13 protein-coding genes are annotated in these 22,045 nt (G+C 45.0%); all 13 read left to right on the forward strand.

Annotation, left to right across the window (positions count from 1 at the left end; all coding sequences use genetic code 11):
* The first annotated feature begins 545 nt into the window (after positions 1-545).
* The 13 genes from ileS (at position 546) to V6984_RS02160 (ending at position 22,003) form a co-directional block, all read left to right on the forward strand.
* Complete coding sequence (ileS, locus tag V6984_RS02100; RefSeq protein WP_342758165.1) at positions 546-3,728, forward strand: isoleucine--tRNA ligase; 3,183 nt, start codon at positions 546-548, stop codon at positions 3,726-3,728.
* Positions 3,729-3,985: 257 nt separating this feature from the next.
* On the forward strand, positions 3,986-5,005 hold the full coding sequence (locus V6984_RS02105; protein ID WP_342758166.1) for a LacI family DNA-binding transcriptional regulator: 1,020 nt from the start codon (positions 3,986-3,988) through the stop codon (positions 5,003-5,005).
* Between the two features lies 1 nt (position 5,006).
* Positions 5,007-6,800 carry a glycoside hydrolase family 13 protein gene (locus V6984_RS02110; RefSeq protein ID WP_342758167.1) on the forward strand — a complete coding sequence of 598 codons (1,794 nt, stop codon included), beginning with the start codon at positions 5,007-5,009 and terminating at the stop codon, positions 6,798-6,800.
* Between the two features lie 3 nt (positions 6,801-6,803).
* The gene (locus V6984_RS02115) at positions 6,804-8,129 is read left to right on the forward strand and encodes an extracellular solute-binding protein (protein WP_342758168.1); all 1,326 of its coding nucleotides are present in this window, start codon (positions 6,804-6,806) and stop codon (positions 8,127-8,129) included.
* 104 nt (positions 8,130-8,233) lie between these two features.
* Positions 8,234-9,115 carry a sugar ABC transporter permease gene (locus V6984_RS02120; protein ID WP_342758169.1) on the forward strand — a complete coding sequence of 294 codons (882 nt, stop codon included), beginning with the start codon at positions 8,234-8,236 and terminating at the stop codon, positions 9,113-9,115.
* Between the two features lie 11 nt (positions 9,116-9,126).
* On the forward strand, positions 9,127-9,966 hold the full coding sequence (locus tag V6984_RS02125; RefSeq protein WP_342758170.1) for a carbohydrate ABC transporter permease: 840 nt from the start codon (positions 9,127-9,129) through the stop codon (positions 9,964-9,966).
* A gap of 93 nt (positions 9,967-10,059) precedes the next feature.
* Positions 10,060-12,540, forward strand: coding sequence for a glycogen/starch/alpha-glucan phosphorylase (locus V6984_RS02130; protein ID WP_342758171.1), 2,481 nt, complete (start codon positions 10,060-10,062; stop codon positions 12,538-12,540).
* A 506-nt stretch (positions 12,541-13,046) separates the two neighbouring features.
* The gene (gene pap, locus V6984_RS02135) at positions 13,047-14,513 is read left to right on the forward strand and encodes a polyphosphate:AMP phosphotransferase (protein ID WP_342758172.1); all 1,467 of its coding nucleotides are present in this window, start codon (positions 13,047-13,049) and stop codon (positions 14,511-14,513) included.
* Between the two features lie 101 nt (positions 14,514-14,614).
* Positions 14,615-16,912: a hydratase gene (locus V6984_RS02140; protein ID WP_342758173.1), complete on the forward strand. Its 2,298-nt coding sequence runs from the start codon at positions 14,615-14,617 to the stop codon at positions 16,910-16,912.
* Positions 16,913-17,073: 161 nt separating this feature from the next.
* Positions 17,074-18,177, forward strand: coding sequence for a hypothetical protein (locus tag V6984_RS02145; protein ID WP_342758174.1), 1,104 nt, complete (start codon positions 17,074-17,076; stop codon positions 18,175-18,177).
* Positions 18,178-18,232: 55 nt separating this feature from the next.
* Entirely contained in the window at positions 18,233-19,252 is a 1,020-nt protein-coding gene (locus V6984_RS02150) for a SpoIID/LytB domain-containing protein (protein WP_342758175.1), read from the forward strand.
* A 56-nt stretch (positions 19,253-19,308) separates the two neighbouring features.
* A complete protein-coding gene (locus V6984_RS02155) occupies positions 19,309-20,205 on the forward strand; it encodes a M23 family metallopeptidase (RefSeq protein WP_342758176.1) in 897 nt (298 codons plus the stop codon).
* 214 nt (positions 20,206-20,419) lie between these two features.
* Entirely contained in the window at positions 20,420-22,003 is a 1,584-nt protein-coding gene (locus tag V6984_RS02160) for a glycoside hydrolase family 9 protein (protein ID WP_342758177.1), read from the forward strand.
* Positions 22,004-22,045 lie beyond the last annotated feature (42 nt).

The following is a 22,045-nucleotide window of genomic DNA, read 5'->3' on the forward strand; positions in this document are numbered from 1 at the left end:
TCCTATTTTGCCGGTACTGTCCGACAAGCTATTTTTGTAAATTATAAAGTATTCTAGCACATATTTTCCACATTTGCCATAGCTTTCATTCGGTTGGCCCTTGACAATTCTTCGTTTCACGCTTTATAATCTCATTTATATCAATGGATTAAATTTTAATAATAATAAAAAAGCATTGACGAAGACAGTAAGTATCTTAAGAAAGGCACAGCGAACCGGCGAAAGGTGTGAGGCCGGTGCGAGTAAGAGGATACGGAATATCACTTCCGAGCTGCAACTCCAAAACAGCATTCGGTGACGTATTTACCAAACGTACCGGACGATAGCGCTTTAGTAGGTGTTGCCGGTTTTCTTCCGTTAAAAGAAATCATATATCCCATAAGTTTGCGAAGGTTGAATGCAGCAGAGGGCGTATGTTGTAACAGGTGGTAACGCAGGAGTCTGACCTCGTCCTTTTACAGGACGGGGTTTTTTTGATGAGTTTTTATTAACAAAGTAGCAATTCACGTAAAGTATTGCTCGTTGTTTCAGAAAGGATGAAGAAAATGTATCAGAAAGTATCTACCAATTTGAATTTCGTTGAGCGCGAGAAACAGACGAAAAAATTTTGGAAGGATGAGCGCATATTTGAAAAGAGTATGGAGAACCGCGAAGGCTGTCCGACCTACACCTTTTATGACGGTCCGCCCACGGCAAACGGCAAGCCTCATATCGGTCATGTGCTCACCCGTGTTATCAAGGATATGATTCCCAGATACCGCACGATGAAGGGGTATATGGTTCCGAGAAAAGCCGGATGGGATACCCACGGACTTCCGGTGGAGCTGGAGGTAGAAAAAGAATTAGGGCTGGACGGAAAAGAGCAGATTGAAGAATACGGCCTCGACCCTTTTATTACGAAATGTAAGGAAAGCGTATGGAAATATAAAGGCATGTGGGAGGATTTCTCCGGTACCGTAGGTTTTTGGGCGGATATGGACGATCCGTATGTCACCTATCACGACGATTATATCGAATCGGAATGGTGGGCGCTGAAACAGATCTGGGATAAACAGCTTTTATACAAGGGCTTTAAAATCGTGCCCTATTGCCCCCGCTGCGGAACTCCTCTCTCTTCTCACGAGGTGGCGCAGGGATATAAGGATGTGAAGGAAAAGTCTGCGGTGGCGCGCTTTAAGGTAAAGGGTGAGGACGCTTATATTCTGGCATGGACCACCACGCCCTGGACCCTTCCCTCCAACGTGGCGCTTTGCGTAAACCCGGCGGAAACGTATGTTAAGGTGAAGGCGGCAGACAACTATACCTATTATATGGCAGAAGCACTTTTGGACAGTGTGCTGGGTAAGCTGGGCGATAAAGAGAAGAACGTTGCGGCCTATGAAATATTGGAGACTTATACCGGCAAGGACTTGGAATACAAGGAATACGAACCCCTTTTCGACTATGCTTTGGAAATCTGTGAGAAGCAGCATAAAAAAGCGCACTATGTGACCTGCGACAATTATGTTACGCTGACCGACGGTACCGGTGTGGTTCATATCGCTCCCGCCTTCGGTGAAGACGATGCTAACGTAGGGCGGATATATGACCTTCCTTTTGTACAGCTGGTGGATTCCAAGGGTGAGATGACAGCGGAGACGGACTATGCGGGAGTATTCTGCAAAAAAGCCGATCCGATGATTCTGGCGGATTTGGAGAAGAAGGGTTTGTTGTTCGATGCTCCTAAGTTCGAGCATAGTTATCCTCACTGTTGGCGCTGCGATACTCCGCTCATCTACTATGCCCGTGAGTCTTGGTTCATCAAGATGACGGCGGTAAAGGAGGATCTGATTCGCAACAACAATACGATCAACTGGATTCCAGAATCTATCGGTAAAGGTCGTTTCGGCGACTGGCTGGAAAACATTCAGGACTGGGGGATATCCAGAAACCGTTACTGGGGAACACCCTTAAACGTATGGGAATGTCAGGGCTGCGGTAAGATGCACGCCATCGGAAGCCGCGAAGAGCTGGAGCAGATGAGCGGCAACGAAGAGGCGAAGACCGTTGAGCTGCACAGACCTTATATCGATGAAATCACCATCCCGTGCCCGGAGTGCGGCGGTACGATGAAACGTGTGCCCGAAGTGATCGACTGCTGGTTCGATTCCGGCGCGATGCCCTTCGCACAGCATCATTATCCTTTTGAGAACAAAGAACTCTTTGAAAAGCAATTTCCGGCCCAATTTATCAGCGAGGCGGTGGATCAGACGAGAGGATGGTTCTATTCTCTCCTCGCAGAATCCACGCTGCTATTTAATAAATCGCCTTATGAAAATGTAATCGTGTTGGGACACGTCCAGGATGAAAATGGTCAGAAAATGAGCAAGTCCAAAGGAAATGCGGTAGACCCCTTCGATGCTCTGGCGACCTACGGGGCAGATGCTATCCGGTGGTACTTCTATATTAATTCCGCGCCATGGCTTCCCAACCGCTTCCACGGCAAGGCGGTGCAGGAGGGACAGCGCAAGTTCATGGGTACGCTCTGGAATACCTATGCGTTTTTCGTGCTGTACGCTAACATCGACAGCTTCGATGCCACGAAATACGCTCTGGAATATGATAAGCTTGCTGTAATGGATAAGTGGCTGCTTTCCAAGCTGAACACTTTGGTAAAAGATGTGAATTCCTACATGGATGCCTATAGGATTCCTGAGACTGCAAGGGCTCTGGACGACTTCGTGGACGATATGAGCAACTGGTATGTGAGAAGAAGCCGCGAGCGCTTCTGGGCTAAAGGGATGGAGCAGGATAAGATCAATGCGTATATGACGCTTTATACGGCGCTTGTTACCGTAAGCAAATGTGCAGCTCCCATGATTCCTTTCATGACCGAGGATATTTATAAAAACCTCGTTTGCAGCATCGATAAGAGCGCGCAGGAGAGTATCCACCTGTGTGATTTTCCGAAAGAAGATGAGAGCTTTATCGATAAGAAATTAGAACAGGATATGGATGAGGTGCTGAAAATCGTCGTTATGGGACGCGCCTGCAGAAATACGGCAAATATCAAGAACCGTCAGCCTATCGGAAGGATGTTCGTAAAAGCGCCTCACGAGCTGGGAGCGTTTTATCAGGATATTATCGTGGAGGAACTCAACGTAAAGGAAGTAGTCTTTACAGAGGATGTGCGGGAGTTCACCAGCTACAGCTTCAAGCCCCAGCTTCGCACGGTAGGACCGAAATACGGAAAACAGCTGGGCGGCATCCAGAAGGAGTTAGCGTCTCTCGACGGCAATGCAGCTATGGATGAGCTGAATGAACAGGGAGTGCTTAAGTTCGATATAGGCGGTACGGAAGTGGAGCTTTCCAAGGCGGATTTATTGATAGAGATGAGTCAGAAGGAGGGCTACGTATCGGAAGCGGACAATACGGTGACAGTAGTGCTTCATACGGAGCTGACGGAGGAACTGATGGAAGAAGGCTTCGTATATGAAGTGATCAGCAAGATCCAGACCATGCGTAAGGACGCCGATTTCGAAGTTATGGATCACATCCGGGTATCGATTGACGGAAATGATAAAATTGCAGGTATTGTTAAGAAAAATGAGAGCATAATATCAGCAAAGGTGCTTGCGGATGAAATGGTAACGGGTGAAACGTTCGCAGTTTCCAAGGAATGGAATGTGAACGGAGAAAATGTTATTATAAGTATCGCTACTGTTCACTCCGTTCACAGTAACGCATGATTTCCGCATGCAGATTCGCTACGCGAAGCAGAAATCATCTCTTGAATCACGTTCTTACGTAGCTTAACAGCAAGTGTTAAGCTACTGTGTAATCAGTAACTAAGTATCTGTAGGAATTAAATAATATACAGAATAGTGTTGACAAAAAATAAATTTATGATTATCATATAAGTATGCAAGCGGTTGCATAGATAATAATGATACATAAATTTATTTTTTTTGGCAATTCGTGCAAACGGTTGCGTAAAGGAGCATATATGGCAGTAACAATTAAAGATATAGCCAAAAAAGTGGGAGTATCCCCCTCTACAGTATCGAGAGTCATTAATGGCAATGCGGTAATTTCGGAGGAAACTAAAAAAAAGATTGTAAGTGTGATGGAAGAATTAGATTATCATCCTAACAGTCTTGCCAGGAATCTGGCCAATGGAAATGCATATGCGGTGGGGCTTGTTATCGATGCACAAGATGAGCATACATTTTCCAATGCCTTTTTTAACAGGAGTGTTTATGCGATTGAAACCGTAGCACAGAATCATGGATATAACCTTTTGATTACAAATGACAGGGATACGGCTGGAACGAGCGCCGTAGAAAAGCTTGTACTGGAGAAAAAAGTTGACGGAATTATATTGCCTACCTCCAGTGTGACAGTCAAATTAGTGAAATTGCTAAAAGACAATAATTTCCCGTTTGTTGTTCTGGGAGAGCCAAGGATAGACGGAAAAGACGTAAGCTGGGTGGATATCAATAATGAAATGGGAAGTGAGATCGCAGTTAAGCATCTGAAAGAGAACGGCTATAAGCGTGTGTCAATTTTGGTGGAAAACAGAAAAACGGTCTTTGCGAGAAATAGAATAGAGGGATATGTCAAGAGCGTGAAGGCGTATGGACTTGCTTACAGCGAGGAATATATTGCCGACTGTGGAACAGAGATGGAAAGGATATCCTCTATTATAAAAGACATGCTGGTCAGGGATAACCCGCCGGATGCATTTTTGTGTTCCAATAATATGATTGCTTATCAAGTGCTCAAGGAATTGAAATCACAGAATATTTCTGTTCCCGGAGAAATAGGCCTTGTTACTTTTGATAATTATCCGATTGCAGAATATATGGATCCGCCCTTGACGGTAGTGGATGTGGATACGTTCAGTCTCGGTGAGCAGGCGGCCTCCACGCTGTTGAATAAAATCAGAAGAGTAGAACAAGGCAATCAGCAAATTGCAATTTCTCCAAGTCTTATAGAAAGAGATTCTTCGAAAAGAGGTAAATAGAATGTTAAAAGAAGCAGTATTACATAGGAACTCATATAAATATGTTTATCCTTCCTTAAGAAATTGTCTGAATTTCAAGCTCAGGACAGGAAGGGAGGACATCAAAGACTGTAAACTAATCTGTTTCCCGCGTACCGATACGGACAGCCCCCAGATACTTTCCATGAAGTGTTTTGCCAGAGACCATTTATTTGATTATTTTGAAACCGCCGCATATTTCAGCAAGGTCGCCAGGTATCAAAAATATTATTTTGAGCTTGTGGATGCGGAAGATAGAAGCTATTACTATTCCGCATATGGAATTACGCGGGAAAGACCCGAGGATGGATATTTTGAATTTTTGTATGCAAATAGAGGAGATGTTATTTCGGTGCCGGATTGGGCGAAAGGGATCGTGTATTATCAGATTTTTCCCGAACGGTTTAAAAATGGAGATACCTCAAATGACCCGAAGGAATGTGTGCCATGGGGAAGTATACCGGATAGAGAATGCTATATGGGGGGAGATTTGCGCGGGATTATACAGAAACTGGATTACCTGAAGAGTTTAAGCGTAGACTGCCTTTACCTGACACCGATTTTTAAGGCCGATTTTAATCATAAATATGCAACACAAGACTATTATGACGTAGATCCGATGTTCGGAAGCAGGCAGGATTTGAAGGATCTGATAGAGGGCTGCCATAGGAGAGGAATGAGGATTATTCTGGACGGTGTATTTAATCATACGGGAATACACTTCGGTCCCTTCGAAGATTTACTGGAGAAGCAAGAGAAATCTGCATATAAGGAGTGGTTTTATGTTACTGAGTATCCGGTTGTGGTCTCGCATAATGCCTATGAATGTGTCGGTGCATATAAATGGATGCCTAAGCTGAACACTTCCAATGCAGAAGTAAAGAAATTTATTATAAATGTTATGGAATATTGGATAGATGAATTCGGCATCGATGGCTGGAGGCTGGATGTGGCGGATGAGGTGGACGGAGGCGTATGGGAGGAGGCACATAAGAGAATAAAAAATAAAAAGCAGGATGTATTGCTTCTGGGAGAGACGTGGAGTCTGTCGGATAAAATGCTGGAAGGAAATCAGTTAGACAGTATAATGAACTATTTCTTCCGGGATACCGTATGTGATTATTTTGCGAAGGATAAAATTGATGTGGACGAATTCGATCATAGATTAAATCAGATGTATGCGGTTTATCATAAGGAGTTTCAATTGGCGCTCTATAATCTTTTAGGCAGTCATGATACGGCGAGATTTCTTTCGGAAAGCGGAGGAGATAAGAAAAAACTGAAACTTGCCGCAGCCTTTCAATTTATTTTTCCTGGTTCGCCAGCCATTTATTATGGTGATGAGATCGGTATGGAAGGGGATAATGATCCGGACTGCAGAAGGGGCATGATATGGGAAGAAGAAAAACAGGATAAAGAACTGTTCCGGTGGTATTGTATGCTGAGCAGATTGAGGCAGGAAGAAAAAGCATTGAAGTACGGAAGCTTCCACACAAACATATGTGATGCCGGTCAGCAATTGTTCGGTTGCATCAGGAAATATGAAAATGAGGTCATATATGCGGTGTTTAGCAAAAATCATTCTAAAACTTGCGTACAGGCGCCGTTGCTATCGGATTCAAAGGCAGTGGACCTTATCGGTAACGAGGAGTATGCGGTAGAGAAAGAATATACAAAAGACGCTTATAATGGGGACATTTTGGAATACAAGGGAAAAGTAACCGTAGAGCTTTTGCCGTATTCCATGAAAGTCATAAAACAAATTATGGAGGTATAGGGAATGAAGAAAAACAAAAAAATACTGGCAATTGTACTAACAACCGTTGTGTGCTTGGGAGCTGTCATGGGTTGTGGTAAATCGCCAGCAAAATCTGAATCCGCCGTTAACGACGGGGAAACAGCAGCAGTGGTTCAGCAGGATGAAGAAAAAGAAAGTACAGAAGAAATTGTTTTGGACTTTTGGCACCATTATAGTGCCGAATCTGCTGAAAATGAAACCTTGAACAATATATTAATTCCTAAGTTTGAGGAAGAGAATCCAAACATAAAAGTAAATGCCGTATCCCATGAATGGGCGGACCTGCATGATAAGCTTCTCATCAGTGCAACATCCGATACACTGCCTGACGTAGCAAGGCTGGATAGTGCATGGATACCGGAATTCCAAAAAACTGATATTCTGATAGCATTGGATGAGGAAATGAGTGATTTTACCGCTGCAAGTGAAATATTATTGGAAAGCGCTATGAGCACTGCCCGGGTAGGGACACATTATTATGGACTGGCACTTAATACAAACACTAAAATCTTATTCTATAATGTAAAAGCGCTGCAGGCTGCAGGGCTGTCAGCTCCCTCAACAATGGAAGAGTTTGCACAAACAGTGAAACAACTGTCAGGAACCAACGAAAATGGACAGCAGGTCTGGGGGTACAGCGAACCCGGCTTGTCGGGGTGGAATGTATGTCCGTTTATCTGGAGCTTCGGCGGAGAGATCACTAATCCGGAGCAGACAAAAGCAAGCGGTTATATTAACAGCGAGAATACAATAAAGGCCGTACAAATGCTTGCAGATTTATATGATTCGGGATCTATTACCGGATGGAACAACGGAGATATCCCGATGACCGACGGTTTTGGTACAGGCAGATATCTTATGATCCTTGATGGCCCCTGGAAAACGGCAGAATTGGCCGGCGGATATCCCGATATGGAATACGCAACAGCACCGATGCCTTCCGGAGACGGCGGCTCTCATTCTGTTCTGGGAGGCGAAAATATCGCGATGTTTAAATCAGCCGACAAGGAAGCCTCCTGGAAATTTATGAAGTTTATGACAAGCGAGTTCGCACAGGAAGAAATGGCAAAATGCGGACAGATTCCTGTCAATAAGCAGGCACTGGAAAGTGATACGGTAAAATATGCCGACTTTGCTCCGTTTATTGATTCTCTTGAAAATGCGAGAACACGTCCTACGGTCGCTATGTGGTCTGAAATTGATAACCAGCTTTCCATAGCAGTTTCAGCAGTTATGAACGGAGAAAAAACAGCCGAAGAGGCAATGAATGAACTTGCGGTCTTAATCGATGAACTATTAATTAATTAGTCCTTGTTATATTATCTTTAATGCGGTAGGTTCACGCTGCCGCGTTAAAGATAATTATATAATAGGAATGAAAACAAGTCAATGTGATAGTATAGGGTGTCCATATGAATAAAAAAGTTATGGGGAATAAGCTGCAGATTGCGGCGTTGCTTGCCCCGGGTGTTTTGATTTTCAGTATATTTACATTGTATCCTATTGTTAAGCTCTTTGTAATGAGCTTTTTTGAATGGGATTTTGGGTCCATGTTTGAACAGGCATTTATTGGACTGGAGAATTACGAAACTGTCCTGAAGGATAAATATTTTCAGACAGCATTTATGAATTCTATTTATTACACATTGATTACGGTTCCGGCTCAGATGATAATGGGTTTGTTTGTGGCACTGCTGATTAACGGTGTGGCACGTTTCAAGGTAGGATACCGCGTATTGTATTATCTTCCGGTAATCACATCATGGGTAATCGCATCATTGGTCTTCAGATATATTTTCAATACAGAAGGTCTCTTGAATTATTTTCTGTCGAATGTTCTGCACATTACCCGCGGAAATATCAGATGGCTGGATTCGCGTACCGGAGGAATGGCAGTGGCCATGCTGCTCGGTACATGGAAAGGTATCGGATGGAATATGGTAGTTTTTCTTGCAGCTTTGCAGACTGTTCCGGCGGAATTGTACGAAGGGGCTTCTATTGACGGAGCAGGAACGATACGGAAATTCTTCAGTATCACGTTGCCTTCGATCAAAGGGACGGTATTGTTTGCGCTGGTTATGCTTACCATAGGAGGATTTAATGTATTTACATCCATTAAGATGATTACAGGAGGAAATCCCGGACATCAAACGGATACTGTTTTAACATGGATGTATTATAAAGCTTTTAGCACAGGGGAATTCGGATATGCGGCTGCGCTGTCCTTTATCATAGCATCTGCACTGGCGTGTCTGGCACTTATACAGTTCCGGATGATGAGAAATAAGGAATAAAGAGGTAGTATATGACAAAGAAAACATTGAGACAGACAGGTATAAATTTCATTTTGCTGAGCATGCTAAGCTTGGTTATTATGCCTATGATTTATATGGTAAGCACATCTCTTAAGCCTAACGGAGCTCTGTATGAATTTCCGCCCAGATTCTTTCCTCATCTTGATGAGCTTACAATAGAGAATTATATATATATCATAAGACAGGGGAAATATTATATCAACTTTCTGAATAGTATTCTGGTATCGGGAATAACGGTACTGCTTGCGGCTTTTATTGCGTCGGCGCTGGGATTTTGCATGGCACGGTTTCATTTTACAGGGAAGAAGATTCTATTTGCATTTATTCTTCTTACAATGATAATACCGGGAACCACACTCATTGTGCCTCAGTATGAACTGGCTGTTAAGCTGAAAGCAATTAATAACCTATGGGGGCTGATCCCATTTTATGTCGCATGGGTAATCCCGTATTCAACGTTTATGATCAAGGGATTTGTTGAAACGATTCCTTCTGAACTGGATGAAGCGATATATATGGACGGCGGCAGTGTATTTACCGTCTTTTTCAAAATAATACTGCCCTTAGCAAAGCCGGGAATTGCATCGGTTTCTATTTTTAATTTTCTTACGGCATGGGAAGAATATCCGTGGGCCAATACTGTAATAAATGATAATTTAAAGAGAACGCTGCCGATTGCGATATCCGGTTTTTTCGGACAGCATCAGTTCACACAATGGGGATATGTATTTGCTTTATCGGTATTTAGTCTTATTCCTATTCTTCTTGTGTTTATTTTCTGCCAGAGATTTTTTGTTGCCGGGTTGACGACAGGCAGCGTAAAAGGGTGATCGCCAACGGGAGTGGGTACTAACGGACGGTTGATTTTTTTGCCATATAATGTATAATCATGCATATACAGCAGGTAAAATAGGAGGACATAGATGGCGAAGAAATCGACCCTGTCTTTTGATAAGGATTTATTTAAAAGAAGTGTAGTTTATAATGTAAAAACGTTATATAGAAAAAGTATGGAGGAGGCATCGCCCCAGCAGATATTTCAGGCGGTATCCTATGCTGTCAAGGATGCAATCGTCGATAAGTGGATGACGACGCAGGAAGAATATGAGAAGCAGGACCCTAAACTGGTTTATTACCTTTCCATGGAATTCCTGATGGGAAGGGCGCTTGGCAACAATATTATTAATCTGCAGGCCTATGAGCCGGTAAAGGAAGCTCTGGAAGAGCTTGGCGTGGACATCAACGCGATAGAAGATCAGGAGCCGGATGCAGCGCTTGGCAACGGCGGCCTGGGAAGGCTTGCCGCTTGTTTTCTAGATTCTCTCGCCACTCTGGGATATCCGTCATACGGCTGCGGTATCCGCTACCGTTACGGAATGTTCAAGCAGCAGATTCGCGACGGTTATCAGATAGAGGTGCCCGATAACTGGCTGGAGAACGGCAATCCCTTCGAACTGAGAAGGCCGGAATACGCCAAGGAGGTAAAGTTCGGCGGCTATGTCAATGTATATGTGGACGAGAACGGCAGAAGTAATTTCAAGCAGGAGGGCTATCAGTCGGTGAACGCGGTCCCTTACGATCTGCCTATCGTAGGCTATGGAAACGGCATTGTGAATACGCTGCGTATATGGGATGCTCAGCCGGTGGAATGCTTCAGGCTTGAATCTTTCGATAAAGGCGACTATCAGAAAGCGGTGGAGCAAGAGAATCTGGCGAGAAATATCGTAGAGGTGCTGTACCCTAACGACAATCATTATGCGGGCAAGGAGCTTCGCTTAAAACAGCAGTATTTCTTTATATCCGCATCGGTGCAGGAGGCGGTGGCAAAGTATATGCGTAAGCATGGGGATATCCGCAGATTTCATGAAAAGGTCACTTTCCAGTTGAACGATACCCATCCTACCGTAGCGATTGCCGAGCTGATGCGTATCCTTATGGATGAGTATTATCTTACATGGGATGATGCGTGGACGGTCACTACGAAGACCTGCGCCTATACGAATCATACCATTATGGCGGAGGCACTGGAAAAATGGCCCATCGAACTGTTCTCCAGACTGCTGCCCAGGGTCTATCAGATCGTAGAGGAAATTAACCGGCGCTTCGTGAAAGAAATAGAGCAGATATATCCGGGAAATCAGGAAAAAATCCGCAAAATGGCGATTATTTATGATGGTCAGGTTAAAATGGCACATCTTGCCATCGCTTCCGGCTATTCGGTAAACGGTGTGGCGAGACTGCATACGGAAATATTGAAAAAGCAGGAGCTTAGAGATTTCTATGAGATGATGCCGGAGAAGTTCAACAATAAGACGAACGGCATTACCCAGAGGCGTTTTCTCCTCCATGGGAACCCGCTTCTGGCGGACTGGATCACTTCCCATATAGGTCCGGAATGGGTTACCGATCTGACGAGACTGACGAAGCTGAAGGTCTATGCGGACGATGAGAAGGCAAAACAGGAGTTCATGAACATTAAGTATAAGAATAAGATCCGCCTGGCGGAATATATTCTGGAGCATAACGGCATTGAGATAGATCCGCGTTCGATTTTTGACGTTCAGGTAAAGCGGCTTCACGAATATAAGAGGCAGCTTTTGAATATTCTTCATATTATGCACCTTTACAATCAGCTAAAGGAGCATCCGGAGATGTCCTTCTACCCGAGAACCTTCATTTTCGGCGCGAAAGCAGCGGCAGGATATGTCAATGCGAAGCTGACCATCAAGCTTATCAATGCGGTAGGTGAGGTAATCAACAACGATACTTCCATCCGCGGTAAGATCAAAGTCGTATTCATCGAGGACTATAAGGTATCCAACGCAGAAATTATTTTTGCCGCATCGGATGTTTCCGAGCAGATATCAACGGCCAGCAAGGAAGCTTCCGGAACAGGCAATATGAAATTCATGCTTAACGGTGCGATCACTCTGGGAACCATGGATGGCGCCAATGTGGAAATAGTGGAAGAGGTAGGGGAAGAGAATGCGGTTATCTTCGGCCTTAGCTCCGATGAAGTCATTCACTATGAGAACTTCGGCGGTTATGACCCGATGGAAATATTCAACAACAATTCCGATGTCAGAAAAGTATTGATGCAGCTGATTAACGGCACTTATTCCAGGAACGATCCGGATCTGTTCCGTCCGCTTTACAATTCGCTGTTAAATACTTTGAGCACAGCTAAGGCGGATACGTACTTTATTCTGAAGGACTTCGAGGACTATGCGGAGGCACAGAAAAAAGTAGAGGAAGCATACCGGGATGAAAAGGGATGGGCCAGGAGAGCCATTTTAAACGTGGCCTGCTCAGGCAAGTTCTCCTCAGACAGAACTATTGAGGAATATGTGAAGGATATATGGCATCTGGATAAGGTGGTTTTGCCATCTAAAAAAGATAAATAATGATAACTTAGTGCACCTTGATCTGACATAAAAGTCGTTTTCAAGGTGCACTTTCGTCATGTAATAGGATTAGGGCGTCAAAAGGTCCTTTTGCAAACGTCTCAAGTCAATATGCTCAAAACAAAAAGACTCCTGCTCCGAATTCCAATATATAAGAAGTTCTAATTCTCAGTCTATTCGCGCCAAACATACCAGAAAACAAAAAACTCGCTGCGCTCAAACAGTTTTGTTTTCTGTTCTGGCACAAATATTCAGAGAAAGAACTTCTAAATATTTACATAGGCGCAGTCGTTCTTTTTGTTTTGGTCATATTGACCAGAATGTATTTATAAAGGACCTTTTGACACCCTAATCGTAACAGGAAAGTGCTCCTGCTGCACAAAAAGCACACCGTGCAGGATGCGCAGCTACGCGTGCGGAGAGTATAATTTGGGTAATAGCTCCAAACAATGGTATATATTAAATATATTAATAAGATAGATAAGAAAAAGAAAGGGAGTGGCGTCATGTTAAAGAATAGAAATATACTGGAGAAGCCTTCGCAGGAAGAATTAAAGATGAGGCTGGATGCGGCGAGGGAGAAGCTGTTTGCACAGCAGATGCTCATAAAGGAGCATAAGCTTCCGGTCTTCGTCCTGGCGGAGGGCTGGGGAACAGCCGGAAAGGGGAGTACCATCGGACAGATCATCCGCAACATAGATCCGCGTTTTTTCAAGGTGGTATCCATGAATACGCCAAGCGAAGAAGAGTTGAGAAAGCCTTTTTTATACCGTTATTTTTCCAAGATTCCGGAGGCCGGCAAATTCATGTTTCTGGAATCCGGATGGATGGATGAAGTGACTAAGCTTTGTCTTCATGAAAAAATAGAGGAAAAAAATTATGAAATGCGTATCGGGAGCATCCGGCGTTTCGAAAGGCAGCTTACGGACAACGGCTATCTGGTTGTAAAGTTTTTTCTGCATATCAGCGACAAAGAGCAGAAAAAACGAATTGATAATCTCCTATCCTCCATAGATACGAGCTGGCGCGTGAGCGACAACGACAAATGGCAGAATAAGAATTACGTAAAATGTGTAAATGTATTTGACCGCTATCTGGAGGAGACGAATGCGCCCTCCGCACCGTGGTATATCATCGACGCAAAGTCTAAGAAATGGGCGGAGCTTCAAATGCTGGAGACGCTTACGGAAGGAATTGATATCGCTTTGCAGAACAGAGCGCTGGCTGTCCCTCTCCTGCAGAACGTGTTTCCTCTTGTGAATATGCCGAAGCTTTCTGAGATTCCTTTAGACAAGGGAATCGAGGAAGGAGAATACAAGGAAGAACTGAAAGGATTTCAGGAGCACCTCAGAGAACTGCATAACCGTTTGTATAGGAAACAGGTGCCGGTGATCATCGTTTATGAAGGCTGGGACGCGGCGGGAAAAGGGGGCAACATCAAGCGGATAACGGAAGCTCTCGATCCCAGAGGCTTTGAGGTACATCCCATCGCCAGCCCGGAGCCTCACGAGAAGGCCAGGCACTACCTGTGGCGCTTCTGGACGAGATTGCCCAAGACGGGCCACATCGCTATTTACGACAGAAGCTGGTACGGGCGTGTCATGGTAGAACGTCTGGAAGGGTTCTGCAGCGAAAATGACTGGAAGAGAGCGTATAATGAAATCAATGAGTTCGAGAAGGAGCTGGCCGATTGGGGTGCCGTTATTATTAAATTCTGGGTGCAGATCGACAAGGATACTCAATTGGAACGCTTTGAGCTAAGGCAGAATACGCCTGAAAAGCAATGGAAAATTACGGAGGAGGACTGGAGGAACAGAGAAAAATGGGATGCCTACGAGCTTGCGGTCAACGAGATGATCAAGAAAACCAGCACTACTTATGCTCCGTGGCATATTCTGGAATCCAGGGATAAGAAATACGCGCGCATAAAGGCGCTTCAGATTATTGTGGAGGAGTTGGAGAAGGTGCTTTAGTTATTGTTCACACAGCAATATACTTTAAAAGTTTGATTGCATGTATTTTGGTTTTACCTTATAATTGTATAGATAATGAAAGAAAAGATAGGAGAATACGCATGGTACAATTATATGAAACCGGCGCATATCTGCTGAATGGAACGGAACTGATTCCCGATGATGGAAATGCGCAGGCAGCAATCAAGAGCAAGACAGGTAAAGACATAAATAAAGAAAATGCGGCGAAGGAAACGATTGCCTATGGTATTTTAAAAGAGCATAATACCTCCGGTAACATGGACAAGCTGAAAATAAAATTCGATAAATTGACCTCTCACGATATTACATTTGTAGGTATTATACAGACGGCGCGCGCGTCCGGACTGGAGAGATTCCCGGTTCCTTATGTGCTGACGAACTGCCACAATTCCCTTTGTGCGGTAGGCGGTACCATTAATGAGGATGACCACATGTTCGGCCTTTCCTGTGCGAAGAAATACGGCGGAGTGTATGTCCCTCCTCATCAGGCAGTCATCCACCAGTATGCGAGAGAGATGCTTGCAGGCGGCGGACGCATGATTCTTGGATCGGATTCTCATACCCGTTACGGTGCGCTGGGAACCATGGCGATGGGAGAAGGCGGACCGGAGCTGGTGAAGCAGCTGCTGAATCAGACCTATGACATAAATATGCCGGAGGTAGTGGGCGTTTATCTGACCGGTGAGCCGGTAAAGGGCGTAGGACCTCAGGACGTGGCTCTTGCTATTATCGGTAAGGTATTTGCTAACGGTTATGTGAAAAATAAAGTAATGGAATTCGTCGGACCGGGCGTTGCTTCCTTAAGCGCAGATTTCAGGATCGGTATCGATGTAATGACTACGGAGACCACCTGCCTTTCTTCCATCTGGAAAACGGATAAGGAAATCGAGGAGTTCTATGAGATACACGGCAGGAAAGAGGAGTATAAAGAGCTCGCGCCGGGTGAGGCGGCATACTATGACGGCATGATCGTGATAGACTTAAGCGCGGTCAGACCGATGATCGCGATGCCCTTCCACCCCAGCAACACCTATACGATTGAAGAGTTGAATGCCAATTTAGACGATATTCTCGACGATGTGGAGAAAAAGGCGGTAGTCAGTCTGGACGGAGCGGTTAATTATACACTGAAAAATAAAGTAAAAAACGGCAAATTTTATGTGGATCAGGGTATCATCGCAGGCTGTGCCGGGGGCGGATTTGAAAACATCTGTGCGGCGGCGGACATTCTGAAGGGGGCATATATCGGCGCCGACGGATTTACCTTAAGCATATACCCCGCTTCCACGCCGATTTATATGGAGCTTATCAGGAATGGCCGCGCGGCGTCTCTTATGGAGACGGGCGCGATACTTAAGACTGCTTTCTGCGGCCCCTGCTTCGGAGCAGGCGATACGCCGGCGAACAACGCATTCAGCATTCGCCATTCCACCAGAAACTTCCCTAACAGAGAAGGCTCCAAGCTGCAGAACGGACAGATTTCTTCCGTAGCGCTGATGGATGCCCGCTCTATCGCGGCAACAAGCGCGAACAAAGGAATCCTTACGGCAGCCACGGATTTCGATGGAACTATCGGCAAGTATAAATACCATTTCGATTCCAACATTTATTCGAACCGCGTATTCGATTCGAAGGGAGTGGCGGATCCCGATGTAGAGATTCAATTCGGCCCTAACATTAAGGACTGGCCGAAGATGGGAGCGCTTCCTGAGAATTTGGTGCTTCGCGTAGTTTCTGAGATACACGATCCGATCACCACTACAGATGAGCTGATCCCTTCCGGGGAGACGTCTTCTTACCGCTCCAATCCGCTGGGCCTTGCGGAATTCACATTGTCCAGAAAGGATCCTGCTTACGTGGGACGTGCCAAGGATATTCAGACGGCACAGACGGCAGTTATGGAAGGCAAGTGTCCGCTGGAAGCAAAGCCGGAATTAAAGCCGGTAATGGCAGTAATTCATAAGGCCTACCCCAATGCAGGGGAAGGCAATATCGGCTTCGGCTCCACTATTTTCGCGGTAAAACCGGGCGACGGTTCTGCCAGAGAGCAGGCGGCTTCTTGCCAGAAGGTGCTGGGAGGCTGGGCGAATATAGCTAATGAATATGCCACGAAAAGATATCGCTCCAATCTGATCAATTGGGGTATGCTTCCTTTTATCACTAAGGAGGACGATAAGAAGCTTCCGTTCAAGAACCTGGATTATATTTTCATACCTGATATTAAGAAAGCAGTAGAAGAAAAAGCGGACAGCATCGCGGCCTTTGTAATAGGCGAAAGCGATATGGTGAAGTTCGAGTTGTCGTTAGGGGAGCTTACCGATGAAGAACGTCAGATTATTCTGAGGGGCTGCCTGATCAATTATAACAGAGTGATGTAAAGTATTTCTGCGAATATCCGATATATTATATGCAGGGCAAAGTTCTTCGGCCGAGGACCTGTCCGGCAATATAATATCGTTAAGCCATGGATGGTATTTATTAAATGTAACTTCGTTACTTTGATAGATGCCATCTTTTATGTATTAGAAAGGAGCAGAAATTGATTATTAATTCCTCGATCATAGGAATGGAATCCGAAAGAAGTTACAGTTCATTTACATCAAGAAAAACAAGCGCTTTACTCCTTGTCGGCACGGCCGGCCCTTTAAGAGATAACGGACAGTCCGGGGATATTTTCGGTACGGGAACAAACGGCGAAGCACAGGAGCAGACGGCGGAAGAGAAGAAGAATGCCCTGCAGGAAAAGCTGCGGGAAATGAGCTCTTATTCCAAAGTGAGCCGCCAGTCTTACTTGTCGAATAAAAGAGATGCGCTGAGTACAGTCAGACAAAATTGCCTGCAATATCTGATAAAGATATTTTTTGGAGAAACTAAAAGATGGGATTATACGGAGATGCTGAGCGAGATAAGAGGCCTTCAGAATTCCGTTTCGCAGCCGGTTACTGAGGTTCTTTATTATCATCAGGAAATTTACTTCGAGGAAGAAGAGAATACCTCCTTTTCCACCACGGGTACCGTAAAATGTGCAGACGGCAGGGAAATTAAGTTCAATCTCGATGTGGAGATGAGCAGAAGCTTTTCCTCATACTACGAAGAGAATTATACACAGATACAGTCGCGGATGTGCGATCCTCTCGTAATCAATCTGGATGGGAATATCGCAGAGCTTACCGACCAGACCTTCTTTTTTGACATCGACGCGGACGGCGTGAAGGATAAGATTTCCAGGCTGGGCAAGGGCAGCGGTTATTTGGCTCTGGATAAGAATGAGGACGGACTCATTAACGATGGGAGCGAGCTTTTCGGTGCGAAGTCAGGAAACGGCTTTTCAGACCTGGCGGCGTATGACTGCGACGGTAACGGCTGGATTGACGAGGCCGATGAGATTTGGGACAAGCTTTGTATTTGGATAAAGGATGAAAACGGTGACAAATGCTATAAATTGTCGGAGAAAAACGTAGGAGCTATCTGCCTTACGAACGTATCCACAGATTTTTCCCTTACCTCCGCAAGCAATGAGACTAATGGGATGATAAGGCGAACCGGCCTTTTCCTGTATGAGAACGGAGGTGCCGGAAGCATACAGCATCTGGATGTGACGTGCCATGGGGACGATAGGACGCATCTGGATGTGATGAGCTGAAAAATATAAGTATAGAAAGTGGATATCCTCTCATACAATAGGTTAGAGGTGTCCCATGAAAAAATATAGAATTGCTGAGCGAATAATAGAAAATAAGAGAATCGTATCCACCCCCGATTACCGGGATATGGGTGCGGTTCTTTTGTTTGTTTTTTTGTTCCCCTATATTGTTGCCTTTTTCTTTGGAAATGTTAGTACGGAATATGAAGAGACGCAGGAGAGCACAAGCTTTATCGTATGCAATACCACTCTGGCAGGAACGGAAAAAATGCCACTGGAAACATATCTCGCCTGCCGTCTCCCGGCGACCATAGATACAAGCTGCGAACCGGAGACTTTAAAAGCACAGGCGGTGATTCTGCGGACAGAGCTTATGAAGGCATATCGTGACGGATTGGAACAGGAGGGAGACACTCCTGTGAATAGCAAGGAGCAGGACGGTAAAAAATATATTTACGTGGAAAGCGTTGTTGCCATGACAGACGGGGAAGAATATGAGAAATGCAGGGCAGCCGTAAACAGTACAAAGGGGATGTATATGACTTATAAGGAAAAGCCTATCAAGGCTCCTTATTTCGCACTCAGCGCCGGAATGACGAGGAATGGGAACGAGGTTTTAAAAAGCACAGAGTATCCGTACCTGAAATCGGTAATGTGTGAAAGGGATTTTACCGCGGATGAATATGTGCAGACTGTCAGAATAAATGAAACCGCGTTTTTTTTAAGGCTGCAGGAGGTATATCCTGAAATAGTCTGGGAAGAAGGAAAAGAGCTTACGGATATACTGCGGATAGACAGAGACAGGGCGAATTATGTGACGAAGATAGAAGCGGGCAATTTCTCCATGTCAGGAGAGACGTTCCGTTCGATATTCTCCTTGAATTCCTCCTGCTTTACGGTAGAACTTGAAAACAATGCGATTATTAACGACACAGTTGTCATAAAAGTAAAAGGTGTGGGACATGGGCTTGGCTTCTGCCAATATGCGGCTAACGAAGCGGCAAAAAAAGGAAGCGATTTCGTAGATATATTAAACTATTTTTTTACAGATATTGTGATAGAAAAAACTGAATAAAGAACGCGAAATCGGCAAGACTATCGGTGAGGATAAAATCTTTAGGAGGAATCAATATGAGAAGAAGAAATAGATCCAGTGCGAAAAGGGAAAAAGCCATCATGCTGTTCTCATCGGTATTTGTGCTTACGGCGCTTACAGTGACAGGGCTGTTTGTAAGGGGCAGGAGCGAAGAAAAAAGCGACGGCTATGTAGTCGATTTCAGTTCGATAGAAAATGAGACAAATGAATTGGCGGATAATAATACCGTTCAGGGAACGGAAGATTCAGGAGACGTGGTGACATCCGATGACTTGGACTACGATCCTTATTATCAGGAGACCAATTCGGTAAACGTAGAAAATGCACAGACCGCGCAGACAGAAAATGATGCCCTTCAGAAGGGAACAAAGAAGAACACGGATGACAAAGACAGTAAGGATAAGGAAAAAAATGACAAAAACGAAGAAGGAATGTTCGACGAGACCATCGATACGGCACGCTTAGAGCAAATGGAAGATACCATGGCTATCGCCACTTCCATTCAGCCTGCGCTTACCTTTAACGATGGTGACAGTCTGGCATGGCCTATCGTAGGCAACATACTCATTAATTACAGTATGGACAAGACCGTATACTTTCCCACCTTGGAGCAGTACAAATATAATCCTGCCATCATCATCTCCGCAGTAGAAGGAGAGACGATTACGGCAGCGGCAGCCGGAAAGGTTATCAGCGTATTTACCGACCCCGAAATCGGCAATGGAGTAGTTGTTGAGCTGGGCGGAGGCTACGAAGTCACATACGGACAGCTTAAGGATATTACGGTATCGGAGGGCGGCTATGTGAATAAAGGCGATATCATCGGCAGCGTGGCAGCTCCTACGAAATACTTTGTGGTAGAAGGCTGCAATGTTTATTTCAAACTGACAAAGAATGGGGTTCCTGTAAATCCTATGACAAAATTAAGTTAACCGCAGGATGTGAAAATCATAACGATGCTATTTAGGCGGAGGTAATCTGAGCTGTATATGTGGATGCGGATCAGGAAGATTACCTCCGCTATGACGTGGATTGCTCTTTACCTTATGGAGGGTTCGGGTTATAATTTCTATAAAGGCTGTGGGATTGGCGGCAGCAAAAGACTGGAAATGGATGATAGACATACCCTGAGAAGAAAGAGATTATATGAAAAGATATTTATGGCTGTGTACCCTGGTAAGCGCGCTGTTCCTGACAGGATGCGCCTATACATATTCGGCGGGAGAAAAGATGGTATCGCCGGGGAATCAGGAAGGAAATAAAGGGCAGGAAAGTCTGGGGTTAGATCCTGCTTTCGATTATGAGGTCCCTATAAGCCGTCCCGGGATATTGGTGAATCAGACCGGATACGTTCCGGAGGGGAAAAAGATTGCGGTCTTTCGAGGCAGCAGGATGCCGGACAGCTTCGAGGTAGTGAACGAGGAAACCGGAGAGGTTGTTTTTGCCGGTAAAGTAGAGGATGAAAGATACAATGACATATTGGAGGAATATAACAGTTACGGTGTCTTCGACGAGTTGGAAGAGCCCGGAAGCTATTATATACAAGCGCCGATCCTGGGGCGTTCCTATTCCTTTCGCATAGAAAAGAGCATATACGACGACGCATTTTATCTGGCGTGTAAGAAGTATTATTTCAGCCGCTGCGGTATCGCGCTTGTAGAAGAGCTGGCAGGAGACGCAGCACACACCGCCTGCCATACACAGGCAGCTTTTTTGCGCGAGGATGACAGTATATCGGTAGATGTAAGCGGCGGCTGGCATATGGATGAAAATTACTCCAAAAGCGTAGTGAAGGGAAGCCAGGTCATAGCGAACCTGTTATTGGCATATGAGCTGCACCCGGGTGCTTTTCCCGATAAGACGGGCATCCCGGAGAGCGGAAACGAGATTCCTGATATTCTGGACGAGGTAAAATACGAGGCCGACTGGATGCTTAAGATGCAGGACTCCGCTACGGGAGGGGTATATTCCGAGACCGTAGTAAAAGAAAAGAATACGGCACCTTATGTTACCAAACTGGAATCCTGTGTGGAACCGGTAACCTTAGAGGCAACGGCTTCTTTTGCGGCGGTGATGGCGAAGTTCAGCTATATTTATCAGGCTTACGATACGGCTTATGCCACGGAATGCTTAAGGGCGGCGGATAGAGCATGGCGTTTTATGGAGAACAGCCGCAGCGGCAAAGAGATAGAACAGCGATTCTTTGCGGCTACGGAACTTTATCGTGCAACCGGCTACAGCTCCTATAGGCGGGCGGCGGAAGGCTATCTGAAAGAGGGTTCCTATGATATGGAGGACGATTATTTCTTCTGGGGCTGTACCACGTATATATCCACCAAACAGAGCGTAGATATAAATATATGCAGCGATGTGATGAAGGCACTGATGAACGACGCGGAGAGTATTTCCGAGAGGGCAAGGGGGGCAGGCTATCTGACGTTCGGAAATAAGGAACAGGATAATAATGATGAGCTTCTTCACGAGATGATGAGGCTTACGGTGGCCGATCATATCATCGCTAACCACGAATATGAGACGATCATAGAGAATCACATCCATTATTTTATGGGGCGCAATGGAAAGGCGATCAGCTACATAGACGGTGCAGGTGACAATAATTATGCGGATATCGATGCTAAGCTGGGAATCATGAACCGGTTCGATTTGAATGCGGAGCTTATCTTCATGATGAGTGAGGTGATAAGCTGGTATAACAACGTTGAGGAATAAGAGTGGAATCGGTAAAAAGCACTTTTTGCATAGATATGGGCA

Source organism: Kineothrix sp. IPX-CK, from assembly GCF_039134705.1.
GTDB lineage: Bacteria > Bacillota > Clostridia > Lachnospirales > Lachnospiraceae > Kineothrix > Kineothrix sedimenti.